The sequence below is a fragment of the Paucibacter hankyongi genome, assembly GCF_037482915.1.
Classification (GTDB): Bacteria; Pseudomonadota; Gammaproteobacteria; order Burkholderiales; family Burkholderiaceae_C; genus Paucibacter_A; species Paucibacter_A hankyongi.
Genome location: NZ_JBBHJX010000004.1, coordinates 163,683 through 182,619, shown reverse-complemented (window position 1 = coordinate 182,619; position 18,937 = coordinate 163,683). Strand labels below are relative to the sequence as shown.

Sequence of the window (18,937 nt, the reverse complement as noted above, 5' to 3'; positions counted from 1 at the left end):
CCGGACTGCCCCATGGCGCCGGCGCCCGCGAACCAAGAAGAGGTGTGAGCGATGCTTGCCATGAATGAAAACCCGCTGGACCCTGAGGCCTTGGCGGCGCTTGAGCAGCAGTTGGCGCAGGTCGAGGCGCTGTTCCAAGAAGGCAGCCTGGAGGCGGGGTTCGACCGTGTCCAGTTCCTGTTGAAGGACATCGAGGACTTGGCGACCCCCGGCAACGCGAGCTTGCGTGATTTGGAGTTCCGGGCTCGCATGATGTGCATCGTCGGCCTGAGCAAACTCGATCGTTTTGAAGAGGTGCTGCGAGAGGGCGCCCGGATGCTGGATTTGGTGTCCCTCGATCAACCCTCCAGCCAACGCGCGCAGTTGATGACGCAACTGGCTTTCGCGCATACCCAATGCGGCATGTCGGAGCAGGCTTTGCGCGCTGCTCATGTGGCGATGCAAGACGGCTTGTTGCTGCAAGACCGCTTGCTGACCGCTCAGGCCCTGGAACGGGTGGCGATGACGTACTTTTTCATGGGGGACGGGCCGGCCGCCGAGCGCTTCATGTTTGAAGCGCTGGGCTATATGGACCAGCACAGTCCCCTGTACGAGCGAATTCGGCGCTTCTCGAATGCACTGCATTTGAGTTGCAGCTTGCACGATATGTATTTGGAGGCTGAGCTCCCGCATTTGGCGCAGGCGATCTTGCGCAAGGTGGATGGCTTTGTGCCCGAGGCAGAGGCCTTGGCTCCCGGACTGGCCGGTGATTACATCGTCTATATGCTGCGGGCCAATTTGGCGCGCTGGCACCGTCGCTGTGGGCGCCAGCAATTGGCGCGCGGCGCGTTCTTGGATGCCTTGGCCAAATCAGAGTCAGCCGGCTGGTATGCGGTACGCCGGCCGGTGCTGTTGGAGCTGGCCTTGATGGCCGATGAGCAAGGTGACGCGCAGACCGCCCTGGACCTGCTGACGCGGGTGTTTGAGCCCGGTGAGTTGCGTGTTAGGGATGTGGTGGCCATGCCGACCTACCGCGCGCTGGAGCGCTTGTACCGCGCTTCGGAGCAAGCAGATTTGGCCAAGGTGGCTCAGCAAGGCTTGGCCTCAAGGCTGGCGCGGCGTGATCAGGCCGCCCAAGCGGTGCAAGCCCAATTACCGCAGCTGAGCACGCGCATTGTCGAAGCCCTGGCCGAGGCCGACAGTGCGCGGCTGGACGAAGTGATTCGCAGCCTGCGCGAGCAGCGGCGCCAGGGCAAGGGCCTCAAGCCGCCGGACCAAAGCTGGCTGGGCTGAATCAGGCTGCCCGGCGGTTGACAGCGACTGGCTTGAAGCTCGTAACGGTTTCGGCTTGCAGACCCGTGGGGGCTGGGGCGCGCAGCTGGCCGAACAAGTCTTTCGGGTCGGCCATGGTCGGGATCAGGGCCACGTCTTGCCCCAGGCCCAATTCACGCGCCAGGTCGCGCAGCAGGCGCAGGGCCGAGAAGTCTTCCAGCGCAAACCCAACCGAGTCGAAGAAGGTGATTTGATCGGCGCTGTCGCGGCCGCTGCGGCTGCCCTTCAGCACCTGCCAGAACTCGGTCACGGCAAAGTCTGCCGGCATCTGCTGCAGATCACCTTCGATGCGCGACTGCGGCTCGAACTCCACGAACACCTTGGATGCTTCCAATACGCCGCGGTGCATCTCGGTCTTGCCGGGGCAATCACCGCCGACGCCGTTGATGTGCATACCGGGTTCGATCATCTCGGGCGTGATGATGGTGGCATTGGTCTTGTCGGCGGTCACGGTGGTGATGATGTCGGCGCCGCGCACGGCCTCGGCCGTGCTCTGGCAAACGATCAAACGCAGGCCCGCGATGCCGGCCAGATTGCGCTGCAGCTTGGCGGTGGCGGCGGCTTCGATGTCGAACAGGCGGATCTCATTGATGCCGAGCAGGTAGTGGAAGGCCAGCGCCTGGAACTCGCTTTGCGCGCCATTGCCGATCAAGGCCATGCTGCGGGAGTTCTTGCGGGCGAGGGCCTTGGCGGCCATCACCGAGGTGGCGGCGGTGCGGATGGCGGTGGTCAGCGTCAACTCGCTGACCAACTCAGGGCGACCGGTGGCCACTTCGGCCAGCAGGCCAACGGCCATCACCGTGGGCAGGCCGGACTTGGTGTTTTTCGGATGGCCGTTGACGTATTTGAAGCTGTAGAGCTCGCCGTCGGCAATCGGCATCAGCTCGATCACGCCGTCCTCGGAATGACTGGCGACGCGGGCACATTTGTCGAACTCGGCCCAGCGCAGATAGTCGGATTCGAGATAGCCGACCATGCGTTTGAAGACCTCGGCGATGCCGAGTGTCTGGGTGATGTGGGCGACGTCTTGGGTGGTCAGCAAGGTGGTCATGAAAGTCTCCATTTGATTTCTTGGGGAGATTTTTGCCAACCTGGCTGTTAGCGAGAAGAGCAACAAATGATTAAAAAATCATAAAAACTTGCCATTTCGACAGTAGCAATTGCCGATATGACAGAATTCGAGCGAAAAAGGGCGCAACGCGCCCCAGCTTTCAACGTCGATGTGGAGCCGCTATGGACAGCCTGGACCAACAACTGATGGCGCTCTTGCGCCACGACGCGCGCGCCAGCGTCGCCACCTTGGCGAACAAGCTGAAGGTCTCGCGCGGCACGGTCAGCAACCGCATCACCAAGCTGGAGGACAGCGGCGTGATCGTTGGCTATACCGTCAAGCTGCGCCCGGACGTGACGCCGAATGAGATCACCGCCTGGACCAGCATTGCGGTGGAGGGCAACAAGACCCGCGAAGTCATCAGCATCTTGCTCGGCGAACCGGGTGTCTCCGGCTTGTTTGATACCAATGGCCGCTGGGACCTGTTGGCCGAGCTGCGCGCGGCCACCCTGGGCGAGTTGGCCGAGGTGCTGGAGCGGGTGCGGCTGATCAAGGGCATTGGTGCCACCGAGACCAGCATCCATTTGCAGAGCTACAAGGCGACCTGAGCGCGCCAGTCTCAAAAAGCTTGACAACACTCGGCTGGCGGGCGACCGAGCCCATAGTAGGATGGTCTGCGATTCGATTTGAAGCGGTCGATTTGAAGCGGTCGATTTGAAACGGTGGGACTGAGCGAGGGAATCGCCATGGATTTTTCCGTCAATGGTCACTCGGACGCGCGCGATGCCGCTGAAGCTTGGCGTTCGCAGCGTTCGCTCGGTCCGCACGCTCGTAGGGGGCAGCGCATCCTCCTGGTGCTGCTCATGCTGACCGGCGCTTGTGCTTTGAGTCCGGCCATGGCGGACAACTACTTTGATCGCTATGGCTTGCAGCCCGCCTCGCCGGAACTTGATTTGGGTGCTCAGCCGCTGGGTTACCCCTCCGGCGTGATCAGTGCCGTCATTCAGCGCGACTCCATCTTGAGGCGGGCGCTGGCGGAGATCCGACAGCCGCTCAAGGTGCATCCTTTTCGCCGCGGCGCCGACATGATTGGCTTGCTCGGTGAACAGCGTCTTGAGGCTGGGCTCTTGGGGGATATGCCGACCTTGCTGGCCGCGGCGGCGGGGCAGGTCTTGATCGTGGGTCTGGTCAAGCAAACGTCGACGGCCATTGTGGCCAAAGGGGATGTGCAGGTGGGTGATCTGGCCGGCAAGCGCATCGGCTATGTGGAAGGCTCCAGTGCCCATCTGACCTTGCTGCAAGGCTTGGCCTCGGCCGGTATTCAAGAGACGCAGGTCAAGATGGTGCCGGTCGGGGTGGTCGACATGCCGCAGGCGCTGGAGCGCGGCGACATCGACGCCTTTGCGGCCTGGGAGCCCGCACCCACATTGGCGCTGGCCCGCAGCGACAAGAACCATATCGTGTTTCGCAGCCAGAGCAGCGATTACTTTGTGATCGAACGGCGCTTTGAGCAGCGTTCTCCGCAAGCCGCTTCGTTGTTGGTGGCGGCGTATCTGCGTGCCTTGGAATGGATGCGCATGTCGAGCGCCAATCTAGAACGGGCTGCACGCTGGGCGATGGCTGACACCCAGACCTTCGACGGGAAGGCCTCGGGACTGACGGCGGCGCAGATTGCCACCATTACCCGACGCGAGATCCTGAATGTCCCGTCGGCGCCGCATATCTTGGTTCATGCCGAGGCGCCGCCCTTGCAGCAGGAGTTCCAATTCCTGCGCAAGCTTGGCAAGTTACCGCCGTCCAGCACCTGGGCGCAGGTGGAGACGGCCTTCCGTTACGACGGCTTGGCTCGCGTGCAGGGCATGGCCCGCGCCTACCAATTGCGCAGTTATGACTATTCGGACTGAGCCTGTCACCTTGTCCGATGTGCCTTCGTCGCCGGGCGCCGCGTCGCATCGGCACTTAGCGCTGTCCAAGCGAATTGCGAGTTACTTCGGCGCTTTGTTTCTGCTGGCCATGACGGCCTTGCTGGCGCTTTGGTATTTCGGCCTACCGCAATTGGGGATATCGGGCGCGGCCGATATGCGCCTGAATCAGGCGCTGCGAACCCTGGAAGCGCGGGCCGATCTGCAACGCGACAATTTGGCCAGTGGCATCAAGGAACGCCGTGGCGATGTGCTGATCGTCGCTGAGAACGTCGTTCTGTCCGGGCTGCTGGATCGACGCGAGTCGGCGCAAGCGAGTTTGTTGCGGGTCTTCGAGCGCTGGCAGCGGGCCTATCCCGACCGGTTCCAGGGTCTCGCTTTGCTTGATCCAGAAACCGAGCGCGTGGTGGCAAGCAGCGATGCCGCCGAGGTGGGCCAGGCCTTTCGCCAACCCGAGTTGATTCGCATGCTGCGCCAGCCCGGTGCACTTGAAGTCGTGGCAGAAATGGCCGGCCCCGACGGACGTCGGGGCTTGGGGATTTTTCGCCAGATGCATGTGCGGGATGCCGATGGTTATGTGAGCGGTCGACTTGTCGGGGTCGTGGTGGCCTTCATCGACCTGCAGAAGTTTGTCGATTTCGGGGCTGCGTTCGAGTTGACGGGTGCGGGGCAACTCGGGGCGACCTTGTTGTTTGATTCGACGGGTCGGCCCTTGGCGCGTTTTCCGGAATTGGAGGGGGCCGCCGAGGTGTACGAGAGCAACTCTCGACTCACTGTAGGTTTCGAGGGCTCCTTGCGGGAGCAAGGGCGTGGCGGCGAGAAGCTGCTGGTGGTGTATCGGCCGCTGCCGCTCAGTGGTTCCCGGGGCTGGAATCTGGCTCACTTCATCTTGGAGCGGGAGGCCGTCGAGGGCTTGAGTGACACAGCCTGGCGTTTGGGCTTGGCGGGTGTGTTGTTGACGCTGCTCGGGCTGGTGTTGATCAACTGGTTGGCGCGGCGTTTAAGCCTACCGCTGCAAACGCTGGCCACTGCCGCCCGCGCCTTGGGTGCCGGCGATCTGACGGTGCGCGCAGAGGTGGCTGAGCGTGACCAGAGCCGCGAAGTCGCGGTTTTGGCAACGGCCTTCAACAGCATGGCGCGCGATATCGCGCGCGCTCACCATACTTTGGAAACGCAGGTGCGTGAGCGCAGCGAAGAGTTGCAGCGATCCGAGGCGCGGCACCGAACCTTGTTTGAGTTCAGCGCCGATGCGGTCTTGCTGCTCAATGGCGGTTTGGTGATCGATTGCAATCCTGCCGCGCTGCGGATGTTTGGCGTCGATTCGCGCGAGCAGTTGTTGGGTCGGCATCCGGCTGACTTGTCACCGCCCTTGCAGCCGAGTGGCGAAAGTTCGCGCTTGGCGGCTGAAAAAATCACTGAGCTCTCCTTGCAGGATGGCAGTCTGGCTTTTGAATGGCTGCATCAGCGAATCGACAGCGGCGCGGCCTTCATGACCGAAGTGCTGTTGAACCGCGTCGAGGTCGAGGGCTTGGCGCTGATGCAGGCAACGATTCGCGATATTTCGGCCCGCAAAGCCAGCGAGGAGCGCCTGCGCCTGAGCGAAGAGAACTTGGCCATTACCTTGCAGTCGATCGGTGACGCCGTGATTGCCACCGATGCCGGAGGGCGGATTACCCGCATGAACACGACCGCTGAGCGTTTGACAGGGTGGACCTTGGCCGAGGCCCTGGGGCGCTCACTCGCCGAGGTCTTCCGCATCATCAATGTGCAGACGCGCGAGCCGTCGACCAACCCGGTGCAATCGGTCATGGCCCATGGGCAAGTGGTTGGCTTGGCAAACCACACCGCTTTGCTGGCCCGGGACGGGCGGGAGTACCAAATCTCCGACAGCGCCGCGCCGATTCGAGATAGTGCTGGAACGATCTTGGGCGTGGTGCTGGTGTTCAGTGATGTCACCGAAGACTACCGAATGCGCGAGGCGCTCGATCGCTCGGCCGCGCTGCTGGCGCGCACCGGCGAATTGGCCAAGGTGGGCGGATGGGAGTTGGACCTTCGCAGCAATACGCTGATTTGGTCGGATGAAACCTACCGCATCCATGACCTCGAGCCTTCTTCTGTGCCTCCACCGGCGTGGGGCCTCGACCTCTTCGCGGCCGAGATCAGGCCGCAGCTCGAGGCCGCGATGCAGACGGCGATTGAGCAAGGTACGCCTTATGACCTAGAACTGCCCATCATCACGGTGCGCGGACGCAGCAAGTGGCTGCGCACGCAAGGATTCGCCGAGCAAGAGGGCGGCGTCACGCTGCGCTTGGCGGGCACCTTTCAAGACATCACCGAGCGCCGCGCCAGCGAGGAGCAGATCAAGAGCTTGGCCTACTATGACCCGTTGACCGGGTTGCCCAATCGGCGCTTGTTGATGGACAGGCTGCAGAAGGCCCTGGCCACGGGTCTGCGCCACCAGCATCTGGGTGCTTTGCTGTTTGTGGATCTGGATAACTTCAAGACGCTCAATGACACTTTGGGCCATGAGTACGGGGACATCCTGCTGGTTCAGGTGGCCAAGCGTTTGAGCGCTTGCGTGCGCGACTGCGACACGGTGGCTCGGCTCGGCGGTGATGAGTTCGTGGTGATGCTGGAGGACCTGAGTGGTGAGCCTGCCGAGGCTGCGGCGCAGGCGGATGTGGTGGGCCGCAAGATGCTTGAGCTGCTCGGGAAGGGCTACGAGTTGTCCACTCAAGAGCACCACAGCACGCCGAGCATTGGCGTTACCTTGTTTGGTGAACGGCCCGAGGGCATTGACGAGCCCTTGAAGCGAGCCGATCTGGCGATGTACCAGGCCAAGGCCGCCGGCAAGAACACCTTGCGCGCTTTTGACCCTCAGATGCAGGCCGTGGTGACGGCCCGTGTGGCCTTGGAGCAGGGCCTGCGCGAGGGTTTGGCGCAGGGGCAGTTCTTCTTGTACTTTCAAGCCCAGCTCATGCAGCAGCCGTCCGCAGGCAGCGGCTTTGATCGGATTGTGGGTGCGGAGGTGCTGCTGCGCTGGCGGCACCCTCAGCGCGGCATGGTGTCGCCGGCCGAGTTCATTCCCTTGGCCGAGGACACCGGCCTGATCCTGCCGCTGGGCGAATGGGTGCTGGATGCCGCTTGTCGTCAACTGGCCGACTGGGCAGCGCGAGCAGATCAACCTGAATTGGCTGCGCTGAGCGTGGCGGTCAATGTCAGCGCCAAGCAGTTTCACCAGGACGGCTTTGTCGAGCAGGTGCAGGCGGTATTGGCGCGCACTGGGGCGCGGCCGGAACGCCTGAAGCTAGAGTTGACCGAAGGACTGCTGGTCAACAATATCGAAGAGGTGACGGCCAAGATGCAGGCCTTGAAGGCGATTGGCGTCGGTTTTTCACTCGATGACTTCGGCACCGGCTACTCTTCGCTCGCCTATCTGAAACGCTTGCCGCTCGATCAGCTGAAGATCGATCAGGGCTTTGTACGGGACATCCTGGTCGACCCCAATGACGCCGCCATTGCTCGCATGGTGGTGGTGCTGGCGGACAGTCTGGGCTTGTCAGTGATTGCCGAAGGCGTCGAGACCGAGGAGCAGCGCGACTTCTTGCGTAGCCAGGGTTGTTTTGCTTATCAGGGCTATCTGTTCAGCCGGCCACTTCCGGTGGGGGAATTCGAAGCGTTGCTGGCAAGCACGGTCTCTCGGGGTGATGTCGGTAGCGTTCTCTCCTGAGCCAAGATTCCTCTGGCGTGCAGTTCAGGGAATGGGGGGGCGGTGCGGGCACGGGGACAGGTCTGGCTCCGCATCCTGGACCGGGCAGTTGCTCATGGTCTGACACTGATCTGGTGCCGGGGCGGGCCGGCCAACAAGGCCGTGCCTTTGCCCTGCGCCCAATCGGCATGGCCGGCGCCGTAGAAGGGCGATAGCGGATGGCCGCTCTGGCCGCCCGGCATTGACAGCGTGGCCTGCTCTTCGTGGCCTGGCGACACCACCATGCGCTGCGATTGACCGAAGTCGGGATGCGCCACATGCGGCAGGTTCGAGTCACCGCTTTGCGGCTGCGAGGGCATGTCCAGCAGCCAGCCCAGGGCAGGTATCGCCTTGGACAAAACATGCTGAATGTGGCTGCGATTGTGTTGGCCCCAACTGGCCTTGCTCAGGGGCTGGCGGCCATCAAGCGTCAGCTCTTTCACCGCGGCGTCCACCTGGGCCAGCAGCAAGGCGTCCCAGCTGCTATAGCCGGGCGGCAGCAGATGCGGCGGCTGCTGCTCCAGTGCCTGCACCGCGCTGTATTCAAAGTGCGAAGGCCATTTGAGCTTGGGCTTCTTCTCGAGCTGTTGCGGCCCCAGGATCGGCAAAGTCCAGGCCGCCCACAAGGTGTCCAAAGTGCGCAAGCGCACCGCACGGGCCAGCCGGTAGCCGACTTGGTCGGCATCGGCGCGGCCATTCCATTGCCGCAAGATCTGGCTGACCTCGGTATGCGCCTGGCTGGCTTGCGTCAGTGGGGCGATGCGATGGGCCCAGCTTTGAATCAAGCGCGCTTCATCGTCGAAGAGGATGGCCGTCATGCTCGCCGGATCGTGGCGAGGTTTTTCGCTGAGCCGCTCGCGGATTTGTTGGGCGCGGGCACCGAAGCCGAAACCGCCGTCGCCGATGAGGGAACCGTGGGCGCCGCCCAGTTGCCGGTTATTGGCCGTCCACAGCTGGCCGTCCCTGGGGTTGAGGACTTGCGGATAGTCGCTCGGGGCCAGCCACTGAGTCGGCGGCAGATCCGGGGTTTGGAATCGTGCATAGCTGCTGCTCAGGTCGCGGTGTGACCAGACCCGGCCGGCCAGACTCCAGGCAATTTGCCCCTGCGCGTCGGTGAGCAAGATGTTTTGATGCGGCATGCCGGAGCCCGCGGCAATCCGCAGGGCCCGCTGAACGGTCGTGGCTTGCAGCATCCGGTCGAGCTCCAGGTTGTAGGCCAAGCCCTGGTGGGCGACCCAGCGCAAGGCATAGCGCTCGCCTTGCTGCTCCTGCAGCACCGGCGCGCCCTCGAACTCCAACACCTCAAGCGGCTGCGCAGGGGCGCCCTTGATGGCGATGCTCTCTGCGTGTCGGGTCAAACGACTCGCGGGCAAATCCTTTGGCAGTTTGATCCAGTCAAACCATTGGCCGTAGGCATTGGTGAAGCCCCAGGCGACATGGCCGTTGCTGCCCACCACCAGGCCGGGCATGCCCGGCAGCGTCAGACCGGCGGCGCGCAAGACCTGACCCTGCTTGCCCGCTTCCTTCGGTGCTTGGATTTCAAACTGGGCCCGGTACCAGATGCTGGGCACACCCAGGCCGAGATGCATATCGTTGGCCAAGATGGCTTGGCCATTCGCCGTGCGGCTGCCGGCCACGGCCCAGTTGTTGCTGCCGACTAGACCGGCCTCTGTGGAGAGCTCGGAACCATGGCTCTTGAGGTTTGGCTCGTTTCGCGCCAGCTTCGATTCGACGCCCTTGCGCAAATCCATCTGCTCCGCGCTGGGTGGGATCGGCGCGGGCAGGGTGCTGCCGTCCAGGGCGGCGTCCCAATGGCCGCCACGCGGGTTCAGCCAGTCGAACAGGTGGTCGCCGGCGCGCTCACGCAGGCGGTTGAGCTCGAAGCCGGTCTTGAAGCTGTCGCCTTGCAGCATCCAAAACATTTCGCCAACGACCAGCAGCGAGTCCACCGGTGTCCAGGCCAGTGGTTCGGCCTGCAGCAAAAAGTATTGCCAAGGCCGCACCCGCAAGCCGGCCAGGCCCGCGTTGACGCCATCGGCATAGGCTTGCAAGAGTGCCTGATCGGCAGCCGGCAGTTGTTGGAAGCGCTCGCTCAAGCGTGCGCGCAGGCGGTGCGTGCGGCGCTCCTTGTCGCGCGGCAGGGCTTTGGCGCCGAACAGCGCCGACAATTCGCCGGCCGCGGAGCGGCGTGTCAGGTCCATCTCGAAGAAGCGTTCTTGCGCGTGCAAGAAGCCCAGGCCACGCGCCAGGTCGGGCCGGTTCTGCGCGCGCAGCGTGGCGGTGCCGAGGGCATCGCGTTGCAGGCTCAAGGGGCCGCTGACGCCGGGCAAGCCAATGCTGCCATCCAGCTGCGGCAGACTGGCCCGCATCAGCAGCCAGACTGATAGCAGTGCCAGCAGGAGCACGGCCAAGAGGCCGACGAGCAGACGCTTGATCCAGCGACGAATGGGCGAGGCGGAGGTGTTCATGGCGCGGATTGTGGCCGCGCCGCAGAGGCCTTTGGATGGGGGTTTTTACGCCGCGTCTTACTTGAGCACCAGCGTCAGCAGCAGGCTGCTGTCCAACTCGGCCACCACGGCATGTGCTTCGCCGCCGCGCAGCAGCGTCATCTGTCCGGCGCTGAGTGGCAGCTGGGTGCCATGCATGTCGAGACGAATCCGTCCGGCCAGGCATTGGATGCTCAATTCGCCGGCCAGTTTGTGTTCATGCATGTGCTGTCCCTTCGGCAAGAGCAGGTGCAGCAACTGCAATTGGTCGGCCTTGATCAGGCTGCTGCTGGGGCTGTCGGGGCTGTACTCGGCCAGGGTTTTCAGGTCGATCAGCTGTCCGTGATTGGCGTGTTGGAGGGCCATGCTTGTCTCCTGTGTGGCTGCCGCCTTGATTGTGGACCTCTGCGATGCGCTTGGGTGGGCCTCTAGAATCCCGCCATGCTTTCTGATCGAATTTTCGCGGCCGGCCAGGTCTGGGCCCGCCGCAGCGCCATGCTCTTGGGCCTGGGCGTTCTGGCGGCCTGCAGCAGCCTTCCTTCTCTGGGTACATCACCCGCCAGCCCGCCGGCTGCGTCTGCACCCGTCGTGGAGCCGGCGCAACCGGTGCTCAAACCCGCCCCTCCGCGGGTGCCGCCACGGATTGGCTTGGCCTTGGGTGGCGGTGCGGCGCGAGGATTCGCGCACATCGGTGTCATCCAAGTGTTGGAGGAAGCCGGCATCAAGGTTGACCTGGTGGCCGGCACGTCGGCCGGTAGTCTGGTGGCGGCCCTCTATGCCTCGGGCATGAATGGCCGCGAGTTGGCCAGTCTGGCCGAGAACATGGACGAAGGGGCCATCACCGATTGGGCGTTTCCGACCCGTGGCCTGATCCGCGGTGAAGCCTTGGCGCGCTATGTGCGTGAGAAGACCGGCTCCCGCCAAATCGAGCAGATGAAGCTGCCGCTGGGCATCGTGGCCACCGATCTGTCCGATGGTTCGGGCGTGCTGTTCCAGCGGGGTGATGCCGGTGCGGCGGTGCGCGCCTCCAGCTCGGTGCCGGCGGTGTTCCAGCCGGTCAAGATTGGCACCCGTGAATATGTTGACGGCGGGCTGGTGGCGCCGGTGCCTGTGCGCTATGCCAAGCAGATGGGGGCTGAGCTGGTGATCGCGGTCGACATCAGCTCGCCGCCTGACGAGAAACCCGGTGGCGACGCGATCCGCATGCTCTTGCAGACCTTTTCCATCATGGGGCGCAGCATCAATAACTTCGAGCTGCGCGAGGCCGATGTGGTGTTGCGGCCCAAGCTGGACGGCATAGGCAGCGCTGACTTCGCAGCGCGCAAGCGCTCGGTGCAGGCCGGCCGCGACGTGGCCCAGCAGATGCTGGCGCAGATTCGCGCGCGCATCGAGAGCAAGACCCGTTGACGCCGGGCTGGCGGCTGGCATGATGGGCGCGATGAGCGCCACCAGCCCGCCACTGCCCAGCACGCCGATGTTTCCGCTGCAGTCGGTGCTGTTCCCCGACGGCTATCTGCAGCTGCAGATCTTTGAGCCGCGTTATTTGGACATGGTGGCGCGCTGCCACAAGGCCGGCTCACCATTCGGTGTGGTCAGCTTGCTGGAAGGGGCGGAGGTACGGCGCCTGGACCCGCAGGCCGAGGGCGGCTTTGTGCGCGAGCGTTTCAACCCGGTCGGCACCTTGGCGCATATCGAGTCGATGGAACGACCGCAGTCTGGGCTTTTGCACCTGCGCTGCCGAGGCGGCCAACGTTTTCGTTTGACCAGCAGCCACTGCCTGCCGCATGGCCTGTGGATGGGGGAGGGTGAGTTGCTGGTCGAAGATGCGGCGGTGGGTGTGCCGGCCGATCTGCAGCCGGCCGCAGAATTGCTGCGCACGCTGCTGCACAACTTAGAGCAGGGCGCGGCCGCCGCCGATCTACCCTTGCAGCCGCCATATCACTGGGCGGATTGCGGCTGGCTGTCGAACCGCTGGAGCGAGCTCTTGCCCTTGCGAGCCGAAGAGCGCCAGCGCCTGATGCAACTGGACAACCCATTGCTGCGCCTGGAGTTGGTGGCCGATCAACTGGATCGGCTACAAATTCGACCGGCTTGAACGGACAAAGCCCGGTGCATCGCTGCACCGGGCTTTGTTGAGTCTGCGGCTCAGGCCGGCGCTGCTGCGCCGGCTGGGCATCAGGCGGCGCGCTTGGCGCGGCTGCCGGTTTGCGAAGCCTTGACGGCCGTGTTGGTGGCGGCCTGGAAGTTGGCGGCGGCCACATCGGCGGCTTGCTTGCTGGCCTTTTGCACCGACTCAAACGCGGTGTTGGCGCTGGCAATGGCGGCCTTGACCATGGCCACGGCGTTCTCGGAACCGGCTGGTGCGCTCTTGGCGGCGGCATCGATCACGGCAGCAAAGTTGCTCTGCAGTTCGGCGATTTGAGCTTCGGCAGCCTTGGAGACTTCGGCGCCGGTGCTGTTGGCGATTTCTTGCAGGTGGCGGTTGTAAGAAGCGGCCTTTTCGGCGCTGGGTTGCAGCAGGGCCGACTGCAGGCTCAGCAGCTCTTGGGCGTCCTTCACCGACATCAGAGCCTGGGTCGACTCAACGGCTTCGCCGAGGGCGGTCTTGGCCACTTGCATATTCAGTTCAACCAGTTTTTCAACGCCTTCGAAGGCCTTGTTGGTCAGGCCGAACAGGGTCTCGACATTGGCTTTGTGGGCGGCGAAGAATTGTTCTGCGGTCAGCATGGTGAGCTCCTTGGGTGGGGCGTCTGCCCCAGGTTGATATCAATGAAATCAGTTCTTGCGGTGAATTGCTGCACTGCAACAAAATTGAGTATACGGGACTCCGCGGTCAATGCAAGGGAAATTTGTTGCGGTGCAGCATTTGTGCCCCGCATCGCCGTGCAGAATGCCCAAACGAAGCGCGACGCCGAGCCGTTTCGACCATGAAAAAGGCCCGCTGCGAACAGCGGGCCTGGGTACTGCGTCTGACAACCGTTCAAGGCGGTGGCTCTCGGCTCGGTCGGCCGATTAAGTCACTGCCTTGCGGCTTTTTTGCTTTTTGACCTTAGGCTGCTGCGCGCTTGGCGTTGCGGGCTGCGGTCTGCGTGGCCTTGACAGCGGAACTGGTGGCGGCTTCGAAGTTGGCTTCTGCCACTTCAACGGCTTGCTTGCTGGCCTTTTGCACCGACTCGATGGCGTTGTTGGCAGCGGCCACGGCCGTCTTCACAAACGCGACGGCGTTTTCGGTGCCGGCGGGGGCGTTCTTGGCGGCGCTTTCGACCACGGCCGAGAACTTGGCTTGCATGTCGGCGAATTGGGATTCGGCAACCTTGGCCACTTCGGCGTTGGTAGCGGTGGCGATGTCATACAGGTGGCGGCTGTAAGACGCGGCCTTCTCGGCGCTCGGTTGCAGCAGGGCCGATTGCAGGCTCAGCAACTCTTGTGCGTCCTTCACCGACAGAGCGGCTTGGGTCGATTCCATGGCTTCGCTCAAGGCGGTGCGGGCCACTTGCATATTCAGTTCGACGAGCTTTTCCACGCCTTCGAAAGCCTTGTTGGTCAGACCAAACAGCGTTTCGACATTGGCTTTGTGGGCGGCGATGATTTGTTCAGCGGTCAGCATGGCGGGGCACTCCTGATTCGGGCGCAAGCCCGTTTGTTGTCTGTTGAAAAACTTCAGCAGCAATGAATGTTGCACTGCAGCAAAACAAAGTATAGAGATGTCGGAAGTCTTTGCAAGTGATATTTGCTGCATTGCAACAAACTAGGGGGTGTGGTCAGCAAAGTCACCGTAATGCCTTCCGTGCACGCTCGTGCCGAGCTTGCTTGCGTCGCGTGACGCTGGGATGACAGACCTCCTTGCGCTAAAACGGCTACGCTGCGGCTGATGCAGGTTTTTCATTCCGACGCCCACAGCTTGGCGCTGCCGCCGGGCCACCCATTCCCGCAGTCCAAATACCGGCTGCTGCGCGAGCATTTCGAGGCCGAACCCGGTTTGCTGCGCCTGCAAGCCGCCGAGGCCGCCAGCGAGGCCGAGCTGGCGCTGGTTCACACCCCCGGCCATGTGGAGGCGGTGCTGTTGGGGCGCTTGAGTGCGGCGGCGCAGCGTGAGATAGGCTTCCCCTGGTCGCCGCAGATGGCCGAGCGCTCGCGCCGCTCGGTCGGCGCCAGCATCATGGCCGCGCGGGCCGCCCTGGCCGAGGGCGTGGCGGCGAATATGGCCGGGGGGACTCACCATGCCTATGCCGATCGGGGTTCGGGTTACTGTGTGTTCAATGATGTGGCGGTGGCGGCTCGGCTGATGCAGGCGGAGTGGCATGGTTCGCATCGGCAACTGTTGCGGGTGCTGGTGATCGACCTGGATGTGCACCAGGGCAACGGCACGGCCGCGATCTTTCGCGATGACCCGAGCGTGTTCACCTTCTCCATGCATGGGGAGAAGAATTTTCCGGCCCGCAAGGAGGCCAGTGATTTGGATGTGGCCCTGCCCGATGCTTGCGGGGATGAGGACTATTTGGCCGCGCTTAACGATGCCTTGGCCCGCATTTGGGCCTCGCAGGCCTCCACCATGCCGGGCCTGGTGTTTTATCTGGCCGGTGCCGACCCGCATGAAGGCGACCGACTGGGTCGATTGAAACTGAGCACAGCCGGCATGCTGGCCCGCGACCGCCTGGTGCTGCAGGCCCTGCGCGAGCGTCGCATCCCGGTGGCTTTGAGCATGGCCGGAGGCTATGGACGAGATCTCGCGACCACCGTGGCCTGCCAGGTCAACACCCTGAACGAGGCGGCGCACAGCTGGTTGTTGTGGCAGCAGCATCCGCATGCCACAGCGGTGAAAGAATGTGGCGCATGAGCGATGACGCGTCGGCATGTCGACATCAACATGGCCCCTAAATTTGACTGCACTGTAAGGACTGATGCTGTGAACCTTTTTGAGCAACCGAGCCCCGCGGCCAGCGCCGCCGTCGATGCCGCGATTGAAACCCGCCGGTCCATGCGGGCCTTTTTGCCCACGCCGGTGCCGCGTGAGCTGATCGAACAAATTCTGCGGGTCGCCGCCCGCGCGCCTTCGGGCACCAACACCCAGCCTTGGCAGGTGCATGTCTTGACCGGTGCGGCCAAGGAGCGGCTTTGCGATCGCATCATGGCCGCCTACCAAGACCCGGCCGAGTTGGCCACGCACAGTGAGGAGTACGCTTACTACCCGCGTGAATGGGCCTCGCCCTATATCGACAGGCGCCGCAAGGTCGGCTGGGATCTGTACGGGCTGTTGGGTCTGGCCAAGACCGACCGCGCCGGCATGGCCGCTCAACATGGCCGTAACTATCGCTTCTTCGACGCTCCGGTCGGCCTGATGTTCACGATCGACCGTGTCATGCAGCAGGGCAGTTGGCTGGACTACGGCATGTTCTTGCAAAACATCATGATCGCCGCGCGCGGCCATGGCCTGCACACCTGCCCGCAGGCGGCCTTCACCCAGTTTCATCGCCTGATTGCCGAAGAGCTGCAATTGGCGCCGACACAGATGCTGGTCTGCGGCATGGCGCTGGGTTATGCCGACCCAGATGCGGTGGAAAACGGCTTGCAGACCGAACGCGCTTCGGTCCAAGAGTTCGCGCGCTTCTTGGAGGACTGAGCCATGAGCGAGCGACTCTCCGTGCTGGTGGCGCGGCGTATCTTCCCGGACATCGTTGAGCGACTGCGGCAGCATTTTGAGGTGGAGGAACCGCTTGACGACGAGCCGCTGCCTCAGCCCGAGTTGATCCGCCGTCTGGCCGGCAAGGCCGGCTTGTTCGCGACCGGCACCGAGTTGATCGATGCCACCTTGTTGCAAGCCTGCCCCGACTTGCGCGCGGTCTGCCTGATGACGGTGGGTCACAACAATGTCGATCTGGCGGCCTGCGCGGCGCGCGGGGTCATCGTCACCAATACGCCCGACGTGCTGACCGAAACCACCGCTGATTTTGGTTTTGCCCTGCTGCTCGCCGCGGCCCGGCGTGTCACCGAGGCCGAGCACTACCTGCGCGCCGGTCGCTGGAAGCAGTGGAATATCGACCTCCTGGCCGGACCCGATGTGTACGGCAGCACCCTTGGTATCCTGGGCATGGGCCGCATCGGGCAGGCGATTGCTCGCCGCGCTGCGCTTGGCTTTGGCATGCGGGTGATTTATCACAACCGCAGCCGCTTAGCACCGGAGTTAGAGGCCCCGCTGGCGGCGCAATGGGTGGACAAGGCCGAGCTATTGCGGCGAGCCGACCATCTGATGCTGGTCGTGCCCTACACGCCGGCCGCTCATCATTTGATTGGCGCTGCCGAGTTGGCGCAGATGAAACCCACGGCCACCCTGGTCAATATCGCCCGAGGTGGTGTGGTGGACGACGCGGCCCTGGCCGCGGCCTTGGCCGCTGGCCAGTTGGCGGCCGCGGGGCTGGATGTTTTCGAGGGCGAGCCTCACTTGAACCCGGCCCTGCTGGCGCTCAGCAATGTGGTGCTCACCCCGCACATCGCCAGTGCCTCGATACCGACCCGGCGAGCCATGTGCAATCTAGCTGTCGACAACCTGATTGCGGCCTTGACCGGGGGTCAGGTCTTGACGCCTTTGAAGGTTTAAGCGCAGATCGGACCGCCGGGTGTCCGCTGACTAAGTTTGGTCTCCAGCGGCGCCTAAGCGCTGAGCAACCCCAGTGTTTGCTTGAACAGCCCCTCCGGGTCGATGCTGGTCTTGAGCGCTTGCAGCCTGGCCAGATTGCCGCCATAGAAGGCCTGCAGCGGGTTCGGCAGCAGCGTGTTCAGATAGTTTTGGTAGGCCCGGCCGCTGCTCCAGGGGCTCATCTTTTGACGCATGCCCTGGGCCCAGAGCTCGGCTTCTTCCAAGACGCTGGCCGGGCTGCCTGGAAATTGTTCGCAGTAGTACTGGGCGCTGAACTGAGCCTGCCGATGCACAAAGGCGCTGGCCTCTGGGGCGATACGGCCGATGGCGCCGCCCATCAGGTTCATGATGATGCTGCCACTGCGGCCGCTGCTGCGTCGCTCGTCCATGGCGGAGCGTAAAGCGGAGGCCATGGCCGCGGCGGCGTTGGCGTCCAGTGCCTTGTCAAAGAAGTCTGAACTGGCGGCCATGGCCACTCGGCCGAGTCGACCGGCCGGGTTCTGGCTGGGCAGATGGCAACTCGCCGGATCGGTGCCGGCGCAGTTACCCAGCAGCACCTCTTGGTAACTGCGTGCCTGCACGGATGGCGGCGTGAGTGGGTTGCGGCCGATGCGTGTCAGCAGCGCCTGCCAATGGGCTTGCAGCAAGGCCTCGCCGCCGCTACAAATGCCCCAGACTCGACAGCCGCCTTGCGGCGTCAGCAGCAGCTGTGACCAGATCGCGTCCGGCATGGTTTGCGGCCAGGCGCTCCAGGCGGCCAGCACCTCGGCCAGATCGGCCTGTTGGAAGTCGGCCGAGAACTGCGTCAAGGCCTGGGTGGCATGGGTTTGAAAGCTGAACTCGGTGACGATGCCGAAATTGCCGCCGCCACCGCCGCGCAGGGCCCAGAACAGTTCGCTGTTTTGCTGTTCGTTGCAGAGCAAGTCGCGCCCGTCGGCCGTCACCACGCGGGCCGCGCGCAACACATCGCAGCTCAGGCCGTAGGCGCGGTCCAGCACGCCGAATCCGCCGCCCTGCGTGATGCCGGCAATGCCCACGCTCAGGCAACTGCCCGAGGGGATGCAGCGTCCCTGCGCCAACAGGGCGGTGTAGACATCGGCCAGCGTGGCGCCGGCGCCCACCACCGCGAGTTCGCCCTGCAAACGTACGCTGTTGAGGGCGCCCACGTCGATGACCAGTCCGTTGCCGGTGGAGTTGCCGATATAGCTGTGGCCACCGCCGCGCGGGGCGAGCGGCAGCTTGAGGCGGCGCGCAAAGGCGAGGGCGGCTTGCACATCAGCGGCGTCGGCGCAGCGCAGCAGGGCCATGGGCCGCAGTCCGTCATAGCGGGCATTGGCGGGCAGACGCAGGCGCTCGTAATCGGCGTGGCCGGGGCGCACCAGCGCGCCCTTGAATTGCTGGGACAAGGCGGCCCATTCACTTTCGGTCGGCCCGCTGGGCGAGGGCGGCGTTGGTGGTGACGGAGGCGAGGGCGGAGGTGCCGGAGGGGGCGCAGGCTTGCTATTCCCCCCGCCACCGCCGCAGGCGACCAAACTCGCGGCCGCGCTGCCGATCAGGGCCCCGGCCGGAGCCAGGCGCAGAAATTCTCTTCGGTCCATACCCCGCAGCCTCCCTGGGCTAGTTGTTGAGCGCTTCGTTGTTATTGGTCTTGCTACCAGTCTAGTACCAATGTATGGAGTCGCTATCAGGGATAGCCTGGGCTGGGACCAAATGCCCTTGGCGCGGGTTGAGAACTTGCGCCTGTCGCCCGGCCGAAGCGAGCGGTGTCGGTGCTGCTGACACAAT

At 63.7% G+C, this 18,937-nt stretch carries 15 protein-coding genes; 9 read left to right on the top strand and 6 right to left on the bottom strand.

Going from position 1 to position 18,937, the window contains the following annotated elements; all coding sequences use genetic code 11:
• The first annotated feature begins 51 nt into the window (after positions 1–51).
• On the top strand, positions 52–1,272 hold the full coding sequence (locus WG899_RS09035) for an ATP-binding protein (protein WP_339595303.1): 1,221 nt from the start codon (positions 52–54) through the stop codon (positions 1,270–1,272).
• Position 1,273: 1 nt separating this feature from the next.
• Here the strand turns inward: WG899_RS09035 and ocd are convergent, their stop codons facing one another.
• Positions 1,274–2,362, bottom strand: coding sequence for an ornithine cyclodeaminase (gene ocd, locus WG899_RS09030; RefSeq protein WP_339595302.1), 1,089 nt, complete (start codon positions 2,360–2,362; stop codon positions 1,274–1,276).
• 182 nt (positions 2,363–2,544) lie between these two features.
• Here ocd and WG899_RS09025 point away from each other — a divergent pair, with 182 nt between their 5' ends.
• From WG899_RS09025 to WG899_RS09015, 3 genes are all read left to right on the top strand, one after another.
• Positions 2,545–2,970, top strand: coding sequence for an Lrp/AsnC family transcriptional regulator (locus tag WG899_RS09025; RefSeq protein ID WP_339595301.1), 426 nt, complete (start codon positions 2,545–2,547; stop codon positions 2,968–2,970).
• Positions 2,971–3,108: 138 nt separating this feature from the next.
• On the top strand, positions 3,109–4,266 hold the full coding sequence (locus tag WG899_RS09020) for an ABC transporter substrate-binding protein (RefSeq protein ID WP_339595300.1): 1,158 nt from the start codon (positions 3,109–3,111) through the stop codon (positions 4,264–4,266).
• The gene (locus tag WG899_RS09015) at positions 4,250–8,014 is read left to right on the top strand and encodes an EAL domain-containing protein (RefSeq protein WP_339595299.1); all 3,765 of its coding nucleotides are present in this window, start codon (positions 4,250–4,252) and stop codon (positions 8,012–8,014) included. The genes WG899_RS09020 and WG899_RS09015 overlap by 17 nt, the downstream gene beginning before the upstream one ends.
• Before the next feature lie 92 nt (positions 8,015–8,106).
• On the opposite strand, the gene WG899_RS09010 is transcribed toward WG899_RS09015, so the two are convergent.
• Positions 8,107–10,500 (bottom strand): penicillin acylase family protein, encoded by a 2,394-nt coding sequence (locus WG899_RS09010; protein ID WP_339595298.1) that lies wholly within the window; start codon positions 10,498–10,500, stop codon positions 8,107–8,109.
• A 57-nt stretch (positions 10,501–10,557) separates the two neighbouring features.
• On the bottom strand, positions 10,558–10,884 hold the full coding sequence (locus tag WG899_RS09005; RefSeq protein WP_339595297.1) for a cupin domain-containing protein: 327 nt from the start codon (positions 10,882–10,884) through the stop codon (positions 10,558–10,560).
• Positions 10,885–10,959: 75 nt separating this feature from the next.
• Here WG899_RS09005 and WG899_RS09000 point away from each other — a divergent pair, with 75 nt between their 5' ends.
• Together WG899_RS09000 and WG899_RS08995 are read left to right on the top strand one after the other, a co-directional pair.
• Positions 10,960–11,925, top strand: a complete 966-nt coding sequence (locus WG899_RS09000; RefSeq protein WP_339595296.1) for a patatin-like phospholipase family protein — start codon at positions 10,960–10,962, stop codon at positions 11,923–11,925.
• Between the two features lie 31 nt (positions 11,926–11,956).
• Complete coding sequence (locus WG899_RS08995) at positions 11,957–12,613, top strand: LON peptidase substrate-binding domain-containing protein (protein WP_339595295.1); 657 nt, start codon at positions 11,957–11,959, stop codon at positions 12,611–12,613.
• 80 nt (positions 12,614–12,693) lie between these two features.
• On the opposite strand, the gene WG899_RS08990 is transcribed toward WG899_RS08995, so the two are convergent.
• Together WG899_RS08990 and WG899_RS08985 are read right to left on the bottom strand one after the other, a co-directional pair.
• Entirely contained in the window at positions 12,694–13,245 is a 552-nt protein-coding gene (locus WG899_RS08990; RefSeq protein ID WP_339595294.1) for a phasin family protein, read from the bottom strand.
• Positions 13,246–13,567: 322 nt separating this feature from the next.
• The gene (locus tag WG899_RS08985) at positions 13,568–14,125 is read right to left on the bottom strand and encodes a phasin family protein (protein WP_339595293.1); all 558 of its coding nucleotides are present in this window, start codon (positions 14,123–14,125) and stop codon (positions 13,568–13,570) included.
• 264 nt (positions 14,126–14,389) lie between these two features.
• On the opposite strand from WG899_RS08985, the gene WG899_RS08980 reads away from it, so the two are divergent.
• The 3 genes from WG899_RS08980 (at position 14,390) to WG899_RS08970 (ending at position 17,113) form a co-directional block, all read left to right on the top strand.
• Entirely contained in the window at positions 14,390–15,355 is a 966-nt protein-coding gene (locus tag WG899_RS08980) for a histone deacetylase family protein (protein WP_339595292.1), read from the top strand.
• A gap of 69 nt (positions 15,356–15,424) precedes the next feature.
• A complete protein-coding gene (locus WG899_RS08975; protein ID WP_339595291.1) occupies positions 15,425–16,138 on the top strand; it encodes a nitroreductase in 714 nt (237 codons plus the stop codon).
• Between the two features lie 3 nt (positions 16,139–16,141).
• Positions 16,142–17,113 carry a 2-hydroxyacid dehydrogenase gene (locus tag WG899_RS08970; RefSeq protein WP_339595290.1) on the top strand — a complete coding sequence of 324 codons (972 nt, stop codon included), beginning with the start codon at positions 16,142–16,144 and terminating at the stop codon, positions 17,111–17,113.
• A 53-nt stretch (positions 17,114–17,166) separates the two neighbouring features.
• Here WG899_RS08970 and WG899_RS08965 read toward each other — a convergent pair whose 3' ends face one another.
• Positions 17,167–18,558, bottom strand: a complete 1,392-nt coding sequence (locus WG899_RS08965; protein ID WP_339595289.1) for an FAD-binding oxidoreductase — start codon at positions 18,556–18,558, stop codon at positions 17,167–17,169.
• Between the last annotated feature and the right edge of the window lie 379 nt (positions 18,559–18,937).